The sequence below is a fragment of the Streptomyces sp. ISL-36 genome, assembly GCF_018614205.1.
In the GTDB taxonomy this organism is placed as follows: domain Bacteria; phylum Actinomycetota; class Actinomycetes; order Streptomycetales; family Streptomycetaceae; genus Streptomyces.
Genome location: NZ_JAGGOS010000120.1, coordinates 92,380 through 108,634, shown reverse-complemented (window position 1 = coordinate 108,634; position 16,255 = coordinate 92,380). Strand labels below are relative to the sequence as shown.

Sequence of the window (16,255 nt, the reverse complement as noted above, 5' to 3'; positions counted from 1 at the left end):
TCTGAACCGGCTGGAGTCCGTGGTCGAGACAGTGCGGGCCGCGCTCAACGCGCTGGCCGCGGCCGCCCCGCAGTGGCTGGCCGGCCGAACGCCACCGCAGTGGTTCGACCGCTACTCTGCCCGGCCGGAGGACACGAAGTTCCCCAGCCGGTGGGCCGCCCGGGTCGCGCATGGCGAACAGGTCGGCCAGGACGGCATGACGCTCCTGAGCTCCGTCTGGTCCGCCGATGCGCCTGCCTGGCTACGAGAGCTTCCCGCAGTGGAGTTCCTGCGGCGGATGTGGGTGCAGGAATACCAGGTCAGCGACGGTGCCGTCGTCCGGCGCAAGCCGAAGGACTGCCCGCCCGGCCGGTTACGGGTCCGCTCGCCCTACGATCCGGACGCCCGCAACGGCGTCAAGCGTGACCGGGCCTGGTGCGGCTACAAAGTCCACCTGACCGAGACCTGCGAGCCCGATGCCCCGCATCTGGTCACCGAGGTGGTGACCACCACCGCCGCCGTCACCGATTTCGAGGTCACCGACAAGATCCATGACGGCCTCGCCCGGCGGAACCTGACCCCGGACGTCCACCTGGTCGACGCCGGCTACGTCGACGCCGCACACCTGGTGGCCGCCCGCCGCGACCACGGCATCGAACTGGTCGGACCGGTCAAGACGAACACCGGATGGCAGGCCGCCGCGGACAACGGTTACACCATCGACGACTTCACCATCGACTGGGACAGCAAGCGCGTGACCCGCCCGAACGGCAAGAACAGCACCCAGTGGCAACACGACCGGCGACGCTCCGAGGGCCCAGTGATCAGGGCCAGATTCTCACCCGCCGACTGCCGCCCCTGCCCCTCCCGCAACCAGTGCACCCGAGGCGTCGCCTCGATGGGGCGAGAGATCACACTGCGGCACCGCGACGAACACGAAGCACTACGCACAGCCAGACGGGACCAGCAGACCGAGCAGTGGCAGAAGCGCTACGGGCACCGCGCAGGCATCGAAGGCACCATCGCGCAAGGCGTCCGCGCCTTCGGCCTGCGCAAATCCCGCTACCGAGGCCACCCCAAGACCCACCTGCAACACATACTGACCGCCGCCGGAATGAACCTCGTCCGCCTCGACGCATGGCTCACCGGCACACCACTCGCCCCCACCCGCACTTCACACTTCGCAGCACTCCGCCCCACCGGATAAATCCGGTGGGGCGGAGTGAAGGGGCATTCGCCAACGGTGTCCGGTACACCGGGTGCGCCCCCTCCTACGCCTGGCTGGCGCCGTGCCTACCAGCGGTACCAGCGGCCTCGTCGACCACCGGTGTCTGCCGAGCGCATGACGAAGCCCAGGAGCCAGACGACCAGCACGATGACCGCGATCCACCACAGCGCCTTCACCGCGAATCCGGCACCGAAGAGGATCAGGGCGAGCAGAAGAACGAGAAGCAGGGGAACCATAGTTATCAACCTCCGTCACGCCGTCTGCCCCACCTTCACACCCTCACACGCTTGAAATTCCTTCGTTTCTTTTTCGAACGCCGGGGAATGCGTCGAAATTTAATGGTGGCGGGCAGCGCCGGTTTCTCTCCTGACGCGGTGACAGGTGCCGTCCGCTCGGGCACCGGTCCACTGCCTCCGCCGAGCCGGCCTCTTCAAGGGCCGCTGCCCCGACACCGGTGCCGAGTCCCCCACCCGAGCGGGGATCGCCCCCTTTCCCGGCCGACGTCAGGTCGATGGTTGCCCGGGGGGCAGTGAGCCCGCGCCCGGACAGGCCGGTGCCGCATTCCTACGGCCGCGCTTTCGCACCTCCCGCAGCTCACGTACTCTAGATAGACCTACCTACCTATTTTTGGACGGTCGATGAGCGAGACCGGTGTAAGTGCGACGGAGAGCGGAAGGCGGCGGCCGGCCCGGGAGCGGCTGCTGGAGGCGGCGGCCCGCCGCTTCTACGCCGACGGTGTGGCGGCCACCGGCATCGACACGATCACCGCCGAGGCCGGCGTGGCGAAGATGAGCCTCTACAACAACTTCTCCTCCAAGGCCGACCTGGTCAGGGCCTACCTCGACGCCCGGCACGAGGAGTGGCTCGGCCTGTACCGGGCCCGGCTGGAGCGGGCCCGGAGCCCGCGCGACGGCGTTCTCGCGGTGTTCGACGCCTACGCCGACCACGCTGCGTTCGCCTACGAACACGGCTTCCGCGGCTGCGGCCTGCTCAACGCCGCGGCCGAGCTCCCGGCCGGAGACGGTGGCCGGGCCGTGGTGCGCGCCCACAAGGAGGAGGTCGAGCGCCTGATCGCCGGCCACCTGGAGGAGCTGCTGCCCGACCGCCCCGACGAAGCGCACGCAACGGCTGAGCACCTCGCCTTCCTTCTGGAGGGCGCGATGGCTCGCGCCGGCCTGGAAGGGGACGGCGACCGTCTCCAGCACGCTCGCTCCATGGCTGCGGCTCTGCTGGACCGGCTGTGAGGCGGCCCATCGCACACAGCCGGTCCGCAGCGACAGGCGCGCTGTGCGTCCTGGCGGCCTCCGTTCTGTGGGGTACGACGGGCACGGCCGCCACCTTCGCTCCGGACGTGGGCCCGCTCGCCATCGGCGCCGTCGCCATGGGCCTGGGCGGACTCCTCCAAGCCCTCGTCGCCGCCCCGCGTATCACGCGCCACGCCTCCCGCCTGCGCGACCAGCGCGGCACAGTGCTCCTCGGAGCGGTCTCGGTGGCGGTCTACCCCCTGGCGTTCTACAGCTCCATGCACCTGGCCGGAGTCGCCGTGGGCACCGTGGTGTCGCTCGGTGCCGCCCCGCTCGCCTCGGCCCTGATCGAACGCGTCGTGGACCATCGTCGGCTCACCCGCCGCTGGACGATCGCTGCGACCCTCGGTCTGCTCGGCACCGTTCTGCTGTGCGTCGCCGAAGCCGCCCACGCAGCCGGCGCCGGGGGACAGGCATCGGTGGCCACCACGTTGCTCGGCGTGAGCCTCGGCCTGGTCGCCGCCGCGACCTACGCCCTCTACTCCTGGGCGGCGCACCGGCTCATCACTCGCCAGATCCCCTCCCGCGCGGCCATGGGCGCCGTGTTCGGGATCGGCGGACTGCTCCTCCTGCCCGTCCTGCTGGCCACCGGCACCCCGCTCATCAGCTCCTGGTCCAACGCGGCCGTCGGCACCTACATGGCACTGGTCCCCATGTTCGCCGGCTACGCCCTGTTCGGCTGGGGATTCACCCACGTACCCGCCAGCACCGCCACGACACTGTCCCTGCTCGAACCGGCCGTGGCGGCCGTCCTTGCCGTCCTGGTGGTCGGCGAACGCCTCCCCGCCGTCGGCTGGATCGGCATCGCATTGGTCATCGTCTCCCTCGCCGTCCTCACCACCCCGGCGCCCGCCACCTACCACCGAAAGCGGCGGCCGAGCGGTCCGGCTGGACCGGTCCCGGGAGGCGATGCCGGCGACACGGCGAAGGGTGATCTGACAGGCCTCGGCGTGGCCAGGGCGTTTCCGCCTGCGGATGCGGGCGGTGGCTGACTGACGAGCGTCTCGCCCGAAAGTGAGACACCGCAGGAGCCGTTCCCGGTACGCGTACGGGATCAGCGGGGCCACCGTGCCGCTGCCATGCGACGGGTCAACGGGCCCCGGCCGTGAAGTGGGGTCCTTGTACCGGGCGCGCGCCGGCTCCCGAGCCCCCATCAGAGGTTCGGCGGCTCCGACCGGGTGACGGCAGGGCGGCGCGGCCCAGGCATGCCTCGGCCCGGTCGCCCGGACGCCAGACTGCGAAGGGCCCACTGCCGCCGCGCATCCCGGAGCCCGCCATGCCCCAGCCCGACACCGGACCGACCCAAGCGGACACCTTCCCGGCCGTGTGCGGCTCCACGCACCTGTTCCCGGGCGCCCGCTGCCGCCTCCAGGGACTGCCCGATCCCCGTGCCTTCATCGCCGACCCTTGGCCCATCGGCGTGGACCTGCACTTCTCCGACGCGGTGGCAGCCGACGCGGAGTTGCGCAACGACGACCCGACGGGCCTCGTACTCGCCGTCCCGGCCTACACCACCGGCGCCGGCACCCGTATCGACGAACGCACCTGGCTGATCCGGGAGTTCACCCGAGCGGGAGACGAGGTCGAGCTGACGATCGGCAGCCGAGCCTCGGCCTGAGCACCGCTCCTGGTCGTGTCCCGGTCCGGGACGGAGCCTGTCCTGCCACTGCATTCGCTTCGCCGCCCCGTTGTCCGAACCCCGGGCGACGCCCTGATCAACCAGTAGGCAGGTACCGCCCAGGCGGCCCGACTCGCCAGGTCGTGAACGGGATGCCGGCGCCGTCATCGAGGAGGGCTGGACCCGTCCTCGATGAGCGGCATCCTGGCCGGCCGACAACCCCTATCGTCTGCTGCCGGCCTGACGGCCCGGTCTCACTTCAGGTGCCGGGTGAAGAACCGGGCCGCATCGTCCACCTCGAACCACGGTGTACCGGTGTGCCCGCCCAGGTTGGCGTGCAGCGTCTTCTCCTTGGTGCCGAAGGCGTCGAACAGGTCCAGGGCCGGCTGCCGGTCCATCCCTTCGTCGTCCCACTGCATCAGGAACTGCAGCGGAACGGTGACCTGCCGAGCTTCCTCGCGCAGGACGTCGGGCACGAAACTCATGCCGAAGAAAACGGCAGCCGAGATGCGCGGCTCGACCACCGCCAGCCGAATGCCGATGGCGTTCATCCCTTCGTACCCCACTGGGCCGCCGATCTCGGGCAGCGAAAGGAGGACGTCCAGAGTGGCCCGCCATTCAGGTACCGCCTTCTCGACCAGAGGGACGATGAAGGCATCGAGGATCTCGTCGACCGGCTCGCCGGCCTGCAGCGCCCGGCGGAGGTCGGCCCGGGACTGCTCGTCGACGGCGGAACGGGGGCGGTCACCGCACCCTGGGGCGTCGATGGCGGCCGCTGCGAACCCGTACTCCGCCGCATAGTGCCGGGCCCGGGCCACCAGCCGGGGAAGTCGCTTGTGCAAGCCACCGGGGTGGCCGATCAGAATCAGCGGGGCCGGCGCGGATCCAGGCGTCCACAGGACGCCAGGTACCTCGCCGAGCGTGAATTCGCGTTCGAGGACGCCGTCGTCGAGGCGCTGTTCAGAAGTGAACTGCACGGTCGTGCCTTTCGGGAGTGCTCGTGAACGGCGCTCCCGGACGACCTATCGCCCGACCGTGACCCCGGAGGGGAGCACCCATGTCGAAACTGCGTTCACGGGTACCACCTCCTCGTTCTCTCGCACGGCCTCGGGAAAAGTAGCAGTGGTCGCGGTGGTCTTCAACGGGTTTTTGCGGAGGCTCCGTGGCCGGGCGCCACGGAGCGATCGCGCCCCGGTTCGACAGGCCGTGCCGGGATTGCCGCCGTCGGCGATCTGAGTCGAGTCGGGTGTCGGCGTCGATGCCGACCAGGGTGGTCGGTGGAGTAGGGGTAGTTCTTCGACTGTTCGGCGATGGTGTGGTCGCGGGTGGGGACCAGGGTGCCGTCCACGATGAGCACGGTGTCCTTGGAGAACCGCTTGCGGGGCCGGAGCGCGAGCATCGGCCCGAGGCGACCGATCACGCGGGGCGCCGCGGATTTCGCAGCGCGGTCACCAGTCCCGAAGGCATGCGGGCTCAGCCCGGTGAACGGGGCTGTCCAGGAAGGGTTCCGACGCCGTGATCACACCAGCCACGCCGTGATCAGTGGACCGGACCCGCGTGCCCCGTCAGCAGGCATCCGCCTCAGAGCGGAACTCGTGAATCACCTGGATCTCGCCGACAATGTGGGCGTTGAAGTCGTCCAGCTCCTCGGCCGGAACCCAGAGCTCGAGGATCGTCTGCCCGCCGGCCTGCTGGATCGGATACCGGCTCAAGAACTCCGACTCGACCTCAAAACGAGTGACGAAACCGGCGCCATCGTGCTTCACGTTCCAGTCCCGCGCGATCCTGACCGCATAGTCCTCGTTGAGGACCGGGTAGAAGATCGGCTGCTCGGGCAGCCGGGGCGGCCAGGCACGCCAATTCAGCTCCCGAACCAGATCCAGCTCCTTGGGGCCGGTGGGGCGCCACAGGGTCGTCGTTGCTTGCCGGCTGGTCATCTGCATCGCTTTCTGAACGTAGGCCACCCGTTCGGCGGGTCGGGAGACCGGACGATACCGGCACCGCGATCTCCGCAGCTACGCAGTTTCCGCACCCTGGCCAGCTCCGTGACCAGCAGTTACGGGACAGCCTGTATGGGTGGGGTGTTGAGGGCCGAGGCGTTGTGGGTGGAGACGTTCACGGGTCTGTGGATGCGGCAGTTCGGGCGGCTGCTCAAGGTGGTCCGGGAACGGGGCGGGAACGGTGCTGGTGGCGGCCGGCTGTGGTGTTTGCCGCTTGCGGACCGGGTGCTGCTGGTGGCCGTGTAGCGACGCGCCTACACCAACACCGGTCTCCTCGTCCCGCACCGCAAACGCCCCGGATGGGCCCTGCTGCCCGGCGAGGAGGAGGACAACGCCGAACACCGGAAGGTCCGGGCCCGCGTCGAGTACGCCTTCGCCCGGATGAAGCACTACAAGATCCTGCGCGACTGTCGACAGCGGGGCAACGGTCTTCACCACCCGGTCCAGGCCGTCCCGGTAGTCCGCCCCCGGGGCCGTTCACCGACTGCTTTCAGCGCAGATCGAGCAGCATCACGTCATGGAGGTCCGCGCCATCGCCCCACGGCCGGGCCTCGCCGATCTTGCGGTATCCCCACGCCCGGTAAGCGGCCGAGGCGGCCTTGCTCGCCGGGTGGACGTTCAGGAGCACCCGCTCGGCCTCGATGGTGTCGAGCAGCGTCTCGTGCAGACGCTGCGCAACACCCTGTCCGCGCCACGGTCCGCGCACGGCGAGTTCCATGAGCCCGAAGGTGCGGTGCCCGTCCTCGCGCCGCATGCCGTCGGGCACGGGCTCGGTCAGTTCGTCCCACCGCACCGTGTCGGGCCCGAGTTGGTGGCCGTACGCCATGCCGATCGGCTCGCCGCCCTTGGCGCGGGCCAAAGCAGCGCGAAAGGCGTATTTGCGAGCCTGTACGGGGAAGCGGCGGAAGGCGGCGACGACATCGGCTGCAGTCTCGTTGTAAGGAGGCTCGGCGAACGCTTCGGCGTAGATCAGCTTGAACGCGTCCTCGGCCTGCACAACGGCCGATCCATCCATGCGCTCTATCGCGATGGTCCCTTGCTCCGTCATGTGGTGCCCCCCTCGAACAGTCACGCAAATGCGCTCGCCGCGCACTCGCGGCCGCCGAGCCTCCCGGATCTTACCCACCGAGGGCAGGGAGACCTGGGCAACGGCTGATGGTGCATGCCCCAACTCCCCATAGTGGGGCAACTTTTGGCTCGGAGAAGCGACGTCGAGTATCACGTCGGCTCGCCTCCGGGGCCGGCCGAGGTATGCGGCGCGCTCACCAGACGGCGGGACGGCCGAGGTCGGTGACGGGCGCAGTCGGTCACCGGCCCCAGGCCGTTCCGGGTCGCGGTCCCGGCCGGTCCCGGGGAGACCGAGCCCGGGACAATGCCGAACTCGAAGGTGAGTAGCGAAGCGACGGGCTACCGCTCGATCCCGGTGCGCCCGAGTCGGCCCCGCGGCGGCCGGGGCGGCTCGGTACGGGGTCCGCTCGCCGATCCGGCGCGACGGGGCAGCCGTCGCTGGGCGGCGGGTTAGAGAGGCTCCCCGCTGGTGCGCTGCTGGAGTTCCCACAGGGACCGGAACAAGCCCGGTTCCCGGGTGAGCTGCTGGTAGCTGCCTTCCTGGACCACGCGCCCCCGGTCGAGGACGATGATCCGGTCCGCGACGGCCACGTTGGCGAGCCTGTGCGTGATCAGCAGCACCGCCCGGTCCTTGGCCAGTTCCCGCAGTCCGGTGAAGACGCGGTGCTCGGCTCGGGCGTCGAGCGCCGCTGTCGGCTCGTCCATCACCAGCAAGGACGCCTGCCGGTGGAAGGCCCTGGGAAGCCGTCTGAAAACAACGCGTTGCTTCGCGGGCCCCATGATCGTTGATCTTGCGTGGCCATATCCCAGTCGATACCTCACCAACTTATTTCGCGGTTGGGGGTGTTGCTCCCCCATCTCAACGAAAGGCAGCGGCGTTTGCTGCTGGCCGCAGAGGCCCGCGAGCTCGGGCACGGCGGTATACGCGCGGTGTCCCGCGCGGCCGGTGTCAGCGAAACGACGGTGCGCAAAGGTATCGTCGAACTCGCAGATGAGCCGACGCCCTTTCCGAGTGGTCGCATTCGACGCCCCGGAGGCGGCCGCAAGAACGCAGCCTCGAAGGACCCCGGACTGCTGCCCGCCCTCTTGGCATTGGTCGAGCCGGATGAGCGAGGCGATCCCATGTCGCCCTTGAGGTGGACTACGAAGTCGCTGCGGCATCTTGCCGCCGAGCTGAACAAACAGGGGCATCCGGTCTGCGCGACCACAGTTGGAAAGCTGCTGCGTGCGAACGGGTTCAGCCTTCAGGGCAACGCCAAAACCCTGGAGGGAAAGCAACACCCCGACCGAGACGCCCAGTTCCACTACATCAACAACCAGGTCAAAGAACATCAAGCGGCCGGTGAGCCGGTGATCAGCGTGGATACAAAGAAGAAGGAAATGATCGGCCGGTACCACAACCCGGGCCGTGAGTGGCGGCCCAAGGGCGAGCCGATCGACGTCGAGGACCACTCGCTGTTCTTCCGCGGGGAAATCCAGCAAGCCATCCCATACGGGATCTACGACATCGCAGCCAACACGGGATGGGTGAATGTCGGCGTGGACCACGACACGTCGGCCTTCGCCGTCGCCTCGATTCGCCGATGGTGGGACAACCGCGGCAAGGGTGACTACCCGAGCGCCGAGCGCCTGCTGATCACGGCGGACTCCGGCGGCTCGAATTCTCCGCGATACCGACTCTGGAAGTCCGAGCTCGCAGCTCTGGCCGAGGAAACCGGCTTGGCGATTACCGTCTGCCACTTTCCGCCTGGAACATCGAAGTGGAACAAGGTCGAGCACCGCCTCTTCTCCCACATCACGATGAACTGGCGTGGGCGCCCGCTGACCAGCCACGAAGTCGTCATCAAGACCATCGAATCCACACGCACCCGCTCCGGACTGCGCGTCGAGGCCGAACTCGACACGCGCGCCTATCCGATCGGGGTCACCGTGAGCAAGGAATACCTGGAATCCTTGCCGATCCAGCCACACGACACTCACAGCGCCTGGAACTACACCATCCAGCCACAGGGCCGCTGCACTGTGCAGGCGGCCGACAGAAGCCCCAGAGTCATCCAGTCCGAAGTATTGGAGATGCTCGCCCACCCGGTGCTGACTGGGATGACCCGAGAAGAACTGACCCGCCTTATCGAGCTTCTCGCACCAGCCCAGGAAGCCAAAGCCGAGCAACGCAATTACGACCGACGAGGCGGGAGAAGACGCCGCGCGAAAGGCTCCGGCGGAATGACGGTAATGACCCCTGCCGCTCGCATTGTGGCCAGTCTTGTCTACCTCCGCGAGGTCTGCCCGATGCCCGTGCTCGGCGATCTGCTCGGAGTGAGCCGAAGCGCCCTTCAGCACGCCACCAGGGAGACACGGGTCCTCTTCGCAGAACACAACCACACCGTGCGAGCCATCACACTCAGGCTTTCCACCGCCCAAGCAGTCCGAGAATTCGTTGCCTCCGCCGGCCCCCTTCAGGAGGCCGACCCCGAAGAGGCATTGCGGCATCCAGCCATCACCGGCATGAGCCGTGACGAACTCGACGCCGTCACAGCCCGCCTGGCCACGCGGTATCAAGCCCGTCTTCAAGAAATCCGACACAAGCGGCGAGGCGCCGAGCCGAAGAAGGACCCAGGGGCCGTCGTCTACAGAAAGATCACCGACGAGGGTCGAGTCCTTGCCGCGATTATCGCCATGCGCCAGGTTGCCACCCGGCCGACGATCGCCGCCCTCTTCAAGGTGAGTCCTCGCACCATCGGCAACGCGCTTGTGGAACTCCGTCCTCTTCTCAAAGAGGACGGGTACAACCCCGCGCCCGTCCACAGGAAAAACCGGTTTCACAGCGCGGAAGAAGTCCTCCGCTTCGTCGAGTCCCAGGAGGAATCGAATGCTCATACGGAACCGTGAGGTTGTTTCCGCACGGCTTCTGGAGAGCACGACCCGCTGCCACTGACCACCGGACAGCTGCTGGCCGCCGAACCACTCCGCGGTCAGCAGTGTGTCCAGCCCGGACCGCAGGCCGGGCAGCATGTCGATCGCCCCGGACGCCTCGCACGCGGCGAGCACGGCCGCGTCGCTCGTGTCGCCCTGACCGAAGGTGATGTTGTCCCGCATGGTCAGGGGCAGGTACGTGAACTTCTGCGGGACCAGGCCGACGTGCTTCCACGCGTCCCACGGATCGAGCTCGGCCGTGGTCCTGTGACCCCACGCCACCGCCCCGGAGGTGGGCAGCAGCAGGCCGCAGAGCAGCCGCGAAAGGGTGGTCTTGCCCGACCCGTTCTCCCCGACCAGCGCCACGATCTCCCCTCGCTTCACATGCAGGGACACCCCGGTGAGACTGTCCTCGGGAGCGCCGTCGTACCGGTAGGTGATGTCGCGGGCTTCGAAACGCTCCGGCGCCGCCGGCAGGATCTCGGTGCCGCGGGAGGCCGTCATGGCCTGCCCGTGGGCGTTGTCGAGGAACTTCTGCCAGTCCTGCACGTACCAGCCGGTGCGCACCAGCCGCGCCCCGCCGTTGATGATGCCGCGTACGGATCCGGTCGCCGTCTGGAGGGCGAACACCGCGCCGCCTCCGGCCGCCAGGTCCATGCGGCCGGAGGCGAGGAGATAGAGGAGCGCCGCCCACACCGCGGCGGACGCGACACCGCCGACGGCGGCCCCGGCGACCCCCATCCACGCGCCGGCGTCCGCCGCCTCGCGTTCGGCGCGGTTGACCGAGGCGGCGAGCCGCCGGTACCGGTCGATGAGGAACGGTCCGGCCAGGCACGCCCGCATCTCCTCGCTGGACTCCATGTAGGCCATGTGCCAGCGCAGTTTGGACAGCATGCGGCGCCGCCCCGAGGTCTCCAGGCCCGCCAGGTACAGGACACGTGCGGCCCGTACGTACGCGGCGGCCTGCGGCAGGCACGCGATGAGGAGCAGAGGCAGAAGCGCCGGGTGGAGCACGGCGAGCACGGTCGCCCCGGCGGCGAGGGTCGCGGTGGCCGCCAGCACGTCCTGGGCCTCGGCCACGAGGTCGGGGGTGACCTGGGCGCCGCGGTCGGCGATGTCGTAGAAGTCGTTGTAGCCGGGCTGGTTGTTCGCCGCGAGCTCGGCGCCGAGCGCGGCCTCGATCATCGTCAGCTCCGCCGCTCGTCCCAACACCGGCCGCAGCCGGCCGGTCAGCCAGGTCACCATGACCCCCAGCAGCGCCCGCAGGCCGGCCGCCGCGGCGATGACGGCCAGTTGTGGGGCCGCCTCCCGCAGCCGGTCGGTGATGTCGCCCGAGGAGATCAGCGCGGTGATGGTCCCTGTGACCGCGAGCAGTCCCAGCGCGGCGAGTACGCCGGTCACGACCTGGCAGACCAACAGCCCGACGGTCGCGACCCGATCGGCCTGCCAGGCCATCGTCAGGGACCGGAGCACGAGCGCGGGCAGCCGGCGGGCCATCGTCCCGGTCGTCAGCAGTGCGCCGGCCCGGAGCCTGGACTCGTCCCGGTACAGGAACTCTTCCTTCTGCGCTGAGTTCACGCTCGCGCCGGACGAGGCCGTTGATTCCGCTGCGTCCGCATCCCACTGCTCGGGTGTACTGGCCGAGGTCAACTGATCCCCCTTGTCGGTCACGGCTGGGTTGTCGTGAGGCTCAACGAGCCCGCCCGCATTTCGAACACCTGTGTTTCGGTCGGACGTCGAACCCCGGGATACGGCGCGTGTCGGAGCGTGCGGGATGCACCGACCCCGTCCCCGCAACGGGTGTACGGATGGGCGGGGTTGGCCGAAACGCCGACACCGGGCACGGGCGTGCGCCGTGGGCCCGGTGGCGGACTCGATCGACTGCCTTGCCCAGCCGCCCGGTCGTGCGCGGACGGGGAGAGGCGCAGCCCCGAGGGCAGGCGGTCACGGCGCAGGGAGGGGTGAGGAGCATGCCGTCGGCGTCGGTTCAGCGCGCCCGCCCGATCAGGTCACCGAGCCATCCCCTGCTCGGCCATCACGTACGTGAGTAGGAGCGCGCGCCCCCGGCCCGGACGGTCTCCTCGACCAGCAACACCGCGGCACTCACGGCCGGGGATTGGTGCGGTGCCAGCGGGGACGGGCATCGCCGCCGCGGCGTCCGGCGACGGAAGCGCAGCGTGGACATTGGCGCTGGACGCGGTCTGCCGCGCCTCCGGACTCGGGAAAGGTGTCGGCCCAGGTGATGTGAGGAAAGCGCCCCAGGACGGAGCGGCTGAGGGAGAGGCCGCACACGGTCTGGTTCATGCCCGGTTCCCAGGCGTGGACCTCTCCGGCAGGCAGACGACGGCGGCCTTCCTCCTCGTCCGTCCACTGCCCCGAGGCGGCGACGGCGTACTGCTTGGCGCGTGGCATGGCGTACCGGCCTTGGTGGTAGGTCCTCAGCCGGCCGTGTTCTCGGCACGCAGGCGCACTTGTTCCGCCAGACGCTCCAGACTCGCATCGAGGGCCCGGGTGACCGCCTGCTCGCCAGGGTCGTGGCTGCCCTCGAAGAACGAAAGATGGACCGTGACCTCACTGGCTCCACTGTCGATGCCGGCGACCTGGAGCCAGCCGGCGTAATCGCCCTGCTCACGGGTGCCCCACTCGAGCCGCATCTGCTCGCGCTCGGCGCGCAGCAGTGCGGGGGTGTCCTCGTCGGTGCGATCCTCATGCACGGTCACGGCGGGCAGTCCCTCGGCCCGCACATGCAGGTCCTGTGGCATCCACGTGTCCAGTCGGCCGATATCGGCGGCTTGGTCGAACACCTGCTCGGGGTGCGCGGGCATCGTCCGTGAACGTTCGTACTCGGTCATCGCTGCACCATCCCTCGGCGTGGGGTTGCACGACGAACGAGTGCCCAGCCTGCCGGATCCAATGCCGCCCGACCCGTGATGCTGCTGTCCGGGGATTCCGCGGCCGCGAGGGCCGGTCACAGTAAGTAAATGCGGGAACGAGGGGATGAAGGTCACCGGTGTGGATCAGCGCGCGATTCCCAGGTTGGGGCGGCGCGGACCTTCGGATCCAGCAGGCCACAGACGCCCGTCACCTCGGCAGCCATCGTGCCCTCGGGCACCGGGCCACTCTCACCAGGCCACTCTCACCGGGCCACTCTTCGGCACGCTGATGACAGCGCTGCGGCGACATGGGCGCGAGGCGGCTTGGCAGAAGCACCGGACGGTTCGACTAGGCCATCGCGTCGAGGGCGACTTCGGTGGCTCGGGCGATGAGGGCGTCGTCGCGTGTGGCGTCCTTGGTGTCACGGCGGGAGAGGACGGCCAGGGCGATCGGTTCCGCGTTGGGGGGCCAGAGGATGGCGATGTCGTTGCGGGTGCCGTAGCCGCCCGTGCCGGTCTTGTCGCCGACCTGCCAGCCGGCGGGGGCGCCGGCGCGGATGGTCTTGTCGCCGGTGGTGTTCCGCTTGAGCCAGTCGGTCAGCACGGCTCGCTTGTCCGGGGCGAGGGTGTCGCCGAGGACGTACGCACGCAGGTCGGTGGCGAGGGCGCGGGGCGTACTGGTGTCGCGGAGGTCGCCGGGGGCGGCTTCGCTGAGGGCGACTTCGTAGCGGTCGCACCGGGTGACCCGGTCGCCGAGGCCACGGAGGGCTTCCTGCAGGCCGCTCGGTCCGCCGAGTTCGCGGAAGAGGAGGTTGGCTGCCGCGTTGTCGCTGTAGCGGACGGCGGCATCGCACAGCTCACGCAGGGTCAGTCCGGTGGCGACATGCCGCTCGGTGATCGGCGAGTTGCTGATGAGATCGGTGCGGGCGTAGCGCACGAGCCGGTCGAGCTGCCGGAGGGAGTTCTTGTCCAGAACGGCGGCGGCGAGCAGCGCTTTGCAGGTGGAGGCGTAGGCGAAGCGTTCGTCGGGCCGGTGGGCAATGGTCCGGCCGCTGCCGGTGTCGAGCGCGTAGACCCCCAGCCGGGCATCGAACTTCCGCTCCAGTTCGCCGAACGCGCGCTCGGTACGGGGATCAGCAGACGCCGGTGTGGAGGGCTTCGAGGCAGGTGGTGTCGCACCGGATGTGGTCGGGGACGGGGAGGCCGCATCCGGGGTGGCCGTGCATCCGGACAGCGGCAGGGCCGCGAGCCCGGCCAGGGTGGCGAGTGCGGTACGACGGGAGACAGCGGTTCGGGTGCGCGTGGTGTGCATGGCGTGCATGGTGGGCGAGCTTTCTGGTCTGACGTTCGTCGGAGTGCCTGCGTGTGTTCGTGTGTCTTCGCATGTGTTCGCATCGGGGCACGGGGCGCAGGTCATCGGCATGCCTTCGGCCACGACTCGATCGCTCAGCCGGCCAGGTTGCGCAGGAACCGCGCGGCGACCGGGCCCGCGTCGGCGCCGCCGGAACCTCCGTCCTCCAGGAGCACCGCCCACGCGAGGTCGGAGTCGCCCTGGTAGCCGATCATCCAGGCGTGGGTGCGCGGCGGGGTCTCGGCGCCGAATTCGGCGGTTCCCGTCTTTGCGTGAGGCCGGCCGGGCAGGTCCTTCAGCGCGCGGGCGGAACCGGAGGTCACGGTGGCGCGCATCAGTTCGCGGAGCCGGCCGGTCACCTCGGCATCCAGCGCCACCGGGGCGTCGTACTTCTTCTTCACCGCGTCGGGCACCAGCATCGGCTGGTTGAACCTTGCGTTTTTGACGGTGGCCGCGACGGACGCCATCACCAGCGGTGAGGTCTGAACGCGCGCCTGGCCGATCGTCGCGGCGGCTTTGTCGTTGTCGCTCGTCGTGACGGGGACACTGCCGTCGTACGTGCTCGTGCCCACGTCCCAGCTGCCGCCGATGCCGAACGCCTGGGCCGCGTCGCGCAGGTCGGTGTCGGAGAGCCGGCTGCGGGCGTTGACGAAGTAGGTGTTGCAGGACTGGGCGAAGGCGTCCGCGAAGGTCGAGCCCGCCGGTAGCTGGAACTGGCCCTGGTTCTCGAAGCGCTGACCGTTGACATGAGTGAACTTCGGGCAGGCCGCCGGGTCTCCGGGCCGTACGCCGCCCTCCAGGAGAGCCGCCGCGGTGATGACCTTGAAGACGGAACCAGGGGGGTAGCGTCCTTCGAGGGCGCGGTTGAGGCCGCCGGGCCGGTTGGCGGCGGCGAGGATGTGACCGTTGCGCGGGTCGATGGCGACGATGGCCGCGTTGACCTCGACGCCGGTCAGGGCTTCGGCCGCCGCCTGCTGGATGCGGGGGTCGATGGTGGTGCGCACGGGGCGGCCTTCGGCGGGCGCGGCCTTGGTGAGGTCCTTGACGGCGCGCCCGCTCTGCCGGTCCGCGACCACCAGGATCTTGTTCGGCTTCTTGCCGCCGGACAGGACGTCGTCGTAGCGGGCCTCCAGGCCGGATGTGCCTCTGCCGCTGACGGGGTCGACGGTGCCGACGAGACTGTCCGCCCGGAGCGGGTCGCCGTTGGCGTCGAGCACCTTCGCCCGGTCGTTCCCGCCCTTGAGCGCAAGTGTCTGCCCCGGTTTCAGCTCCGGATGGATCATCGGCGAAGTGAACTCCACCTCCCACTTCCCCGATGTGTGGAGCATCCGCGCCCGGGAGTGCCAGGTGACGTCACCCGCGCCCGGAACCGCCATGGCCACCGTGAAGGGAAAGTGCACCTCCCCTTCGTTCTTCTTCTGACCCGCGCCCGCGACGACGGTCGTCCTGGAGGGCTTGAGGTTGGTCAGAACCGAGCCCAGGAGCGACGCCGCGCCGTCGGGTGTGTCGGTGTAGCCCGCCGCCTTCCGCGCGTCGTGCCCGGCCCATGCGGCGAGGAACGCCGTCAAGGGCTCGCGGGCGGAGACCACCTGCGGGTCTTCGTCCGGCGAATCGCCGCCCGCGAGACGGAAGGCGGCATACCCGCCTCCCGTCAGCAACAGGAGAAAGGCCACGGCGATGCCGAGCGGACGCCGCTTGCGCCGCGACCGCCCGTGCAGGGCGGGAGCCTTCCGGCTGTCGGGTTGCATCAAGGTGCTCTCCGTTCGAAGTCGGGCCTGATCGGCTCGCCGGAGACGACCCCCGGCGTCCTTGGGGGCGTCCTCGACAGCAGCCTGGCGACGGCCTCGCCGGCCACCCCGGCTCGGCCGACCCCCGTCCCGGAGTCAAGCCCGACCCTGTCCGCATGTCGAATACAATCTCG

Annotated in this window: 13 protein-coding genes and 4 pseudogenes; 6 read left to right on the top strand and 11 right to left on the bottom strand. The window is 69.5% G+C overall.

Annotated features, from left to right (window positions below; all coding sequences use genetic code 11):
- On the top strand, positions 1–1,186 hold a 1,186-nt coding region (locus J7E93_RS28545; protein WP_215072878.1), incomplete at its 5' end, for a transposase.
- A gap of 86 nt (positions 1,187–1,272) precedes the next feature.
- Here J7E93_RS28545 and J7E93_RS28540 read toward each other — a convergent pair.
- Positions 1,273–1,443 carry a DUF5670 family protein gene (locus J7E93_RS28540; RefSeq protein WP_215072877.1) on the bottom strand — a complete coding sequence of 57 codons (171 nt, stop codon included), beginning with the start codon at positions 1,441–1,443 and terminating at the stop codon, positions 1,273–1,275.
- Between the two features lie 402 nt (positions 1,444–1,845).
- On the opposite strand from J7E93_RS28540, the gene J7E93_RS28535 reads away from it, so the two are divergent.
- From J7E93_RS28535 to J7E93_RS28525, 3 genes are all read left to right on the top strand, one after another.
- Complete coding sequence (locus J7E93_RS28535; protein ID WP_215072876.1) at positions 1,846–2,451, top strand: TetR/AcrR family transcriptional regulator; 606 nt, start codon at positions 1,846–1,848, stop codon at positions 2,449–2,451.
- Entirely contained in the window at positions 2,448–3,503 is a 1,056-nt protein-coding gene (locus J7E93_RS28530; RefSeq protein WP_215072873.1) for a DMT family transporter, read from the top strand. Before J7E93_RS28535 ends, J7E93_RS28530 begins: the two co-directional genes overlap by 4 nt.
- A gap of 284 nt (positions 3,504–3,787) precedes the next feature.
- Positions 3,788–4,129: a hypothetical protein gene (locus J7E93_RS28525; RefSeq protein WP_215072871.1), complete on the top strand. Its 342-nt coding sequence runs from the start codon at positions 3,788–3,790 to the stop codon at positions 4,127–4,129.
- 254 nt (positions 4,130–4,383) lie between these two features.
- Here the strand turns inward: J7E93_RS28525 and J7E93_RS28520 are convergent, their stop codons facing one another.
- The 3 genes and pseudogenes from J7E93_RS28520 to J7E93_RS28510 all read right to left on the bottom strand — a co-directional run bounded on the left by J7E93_RS28520 (position 4,384) and on the right by J7E93_RS28510 (position 6,072).
- Positions 4,384–5,106 (bottom strand): alpha/beta hydrolase, encoded by a 723-nt coding sequence (locus tag J7E93_RS28520; RefSeq protein ID WP_215072869.1) that lies wholly within the window; start codon positions 5,104–5,106, stop codon positions 4,384–4,386.
- Positions 5,107–5,368: 262 nt separating this feature from the next.
- Positions 5,369–5,661 (bottom strand): annotated as a pseudogene (locus tag J7E93_RS28515) (IS5/IS1182 family transposase); the annotation flags it as partial.
- A gap of 33 nt (positions 5,662–5,694) precedes the next feature.
- Positions 5,695–6,072 (bottom strand): hypothetical protein, encoded by a 378-nt coding sequence (locus J7E93_RS28510; RefSeq protein WP_215072868.1) that lies wholly within the window; start codon positions 6,070–6,072, stop codon positions 5,695–5,697.
- Positions 6,073–6,201: 129 nt separating this feature from the next.
- Here J7E93_RS28510 and J7E93_RS28505 point away from each other — a divergent pair.
- A pseudogene (locus tag J7E93_RS28505) lies at positions 6,202–6,582 on the top strand (transposase family protein); the annotation flags it as partial.
- Positions 6,583–6,619: 37 nt separating this feature from the next.
- On the opposite strand, the gene J7E93_RS28500 reads toward J7E93_RS28505, so the two are convergent.
- Together J7E93_RS28500 and J7E93_RS28495 are read right to left on the bottom strand one after the other, a co-directional pair.
- A complete protein-coding gene (locus J7E93_RS28500) occupies positions 6,620–7,177 on the bottom strand; it encodes an N-acetyltransferase (RefSeq protein ID WP_215072866.1) in 558 nt (185 codons plus the stop codon).
- 470 nt (positions 7,178–7,647) lie between these two features.
- Positions 7,648–7,968, bottom strand: a pseudogene (locus J7E93_RS28495) (ABC transporter); the annotation flags it as partial.
- Positions 7,969–8,025: 57 nt separating this feature from the next.
- Here J7E93_RS28495 and J7E93_RS28490 point away from each other — a divergent pair.
- Positions 8,026–10,086: an ISAzo13 family transposase gene (locus J7E93_RS28490; protein ID WP_308368819.1), complete on the top strand. Its 2,061-nt coding sequence runs from the start codon at positions 8,026–8,028 to the stop codon at positions 10,084–10,086.
- 15 nt (positions 10,087–10,101) lie between these two features.
- Here J7E93_RS28490 and J7E93_RS28485 read toward each other — a convergent pair.
- The 5 genes and pseudogenes from J7E93_RS28485 to J7E93_RS28465 all read right to left on the bottom strand — a co-directional run.
- Positions 10,102–11,760: pseudogene (locus J7E93_RS28485) on the bottom strand (ATP-binding cassette domain-containing protein); the annotation flags it as partial.
- A 453-nt stretch (positions 11,761–12,213) separates the two neighbouring features.
- Positions 12,214–12,522: a hypothetical protein gene (locus J7E93_RS28480; protein ID WP_215072865.1), complete on the bottom strand. Its 309-nt coding sequence runs from the start codon at positions 12,520–12,522 to the stop codon at positions 12,214–12,216.
- A 26-nt stretch (positions 12,523–12,548) separates the two neighbouring features.
- Positions 12,549–12,962, bottom strand: a complete 414-nt coding sequence (locus J7E93_RS28475) for an SRPBCC family protein (RefSeq protein WP_215072863.1) — start codon at positions 12,960–12,962, stop codon at positions 12,549–12,551.
- A 370-nt stretch (positions 12,963–13,332) separates the two neighbouring features.
- Entirely contained in the window at positions 13,333–14,295 is a 963-nt protein-coding gene (bla, locus tag J7E93_RS28470; RefSeq protein ID WP_215072862.1) for a class A beta-lactamase, read from the bottom strand.
- Between the two features lie 134 nt (positions 14,296–14,429).
- A complete protein-coding gene (locus J7E93_RS28465) occupies positions 14,430–16,082 on the bottom strand; it encodes a penicillin-binding transpeptidase domain-containing protein (RefSeq protein WP_215072861.1) in 1,653 nt (550 codons plus the stop codon).
- Positions 16,083–16,255 lie beyond the last annotated feature (173 nt).

Coding starts and splice junctions, on each gene's coding strand:
- J7E93_RS28540 (WP_215072877.1), bottom strand. CDS start 1,443: ATGGTTCCCCTGCTTCTCGTTCTTCTGCTCGCCCTGATCCTCTTCGGT.
- J7E93_RS28535 (WP_215072876.1), top strand. CDS start 1,846: ATGAGCGAGACCGGTGTAAGTGCGACGGAGAGCGGAAGGCGGCGGCCG.
- J7E93_RS28525 (WP_215072871.1), top strand. CDS start 3,788: ATGCCCCAGCCCGACACCGGACCGACCCAAGCGGACACCTTCCCGGCC.
- J7E93_RS28510 (WP_215072868.1), bottom strand. CDS start 6,072: ATGCAGATGACCAGCCGGCAAGCAACGACGACCCTGTGGCGCCCCACC.
- J7E93_RS28500 (WP_215072866.1), bottom strand. CDS start 7,177: ATGACGGAGCAAGGGACCATCGCGATAGAGCGCATGGATGGATCGGCC.
- J7E93_RS28480 (WP_215072865.1), bottom strand. CDS start 12,522: ATGCCACGCGCCAAGCAGTACGCCGTCGCCGCCTCGGGGCAGTGGACG.
- J7E93_RS28475 (WP_215072863.1), bottom strand. CDS start 12,962: ATGACCGAGTACGAACGTTCACGGACGATGCCCGCGCACCCCGAGCAG.
- bla (WP_215072862.1), bottom strand. CDS start 14,295: ATGCACACCACGCGCACCCGAACCGCTGTCTCCCGTCGTACCGCACTC.
- J7E93_RS28465 (WP_215072861.1), bottom strand. CDS start 16,082: ATGCAACCCGACAGCCGGAAGGCTCCCGCCCTGCACGGGCGGTCGCGG.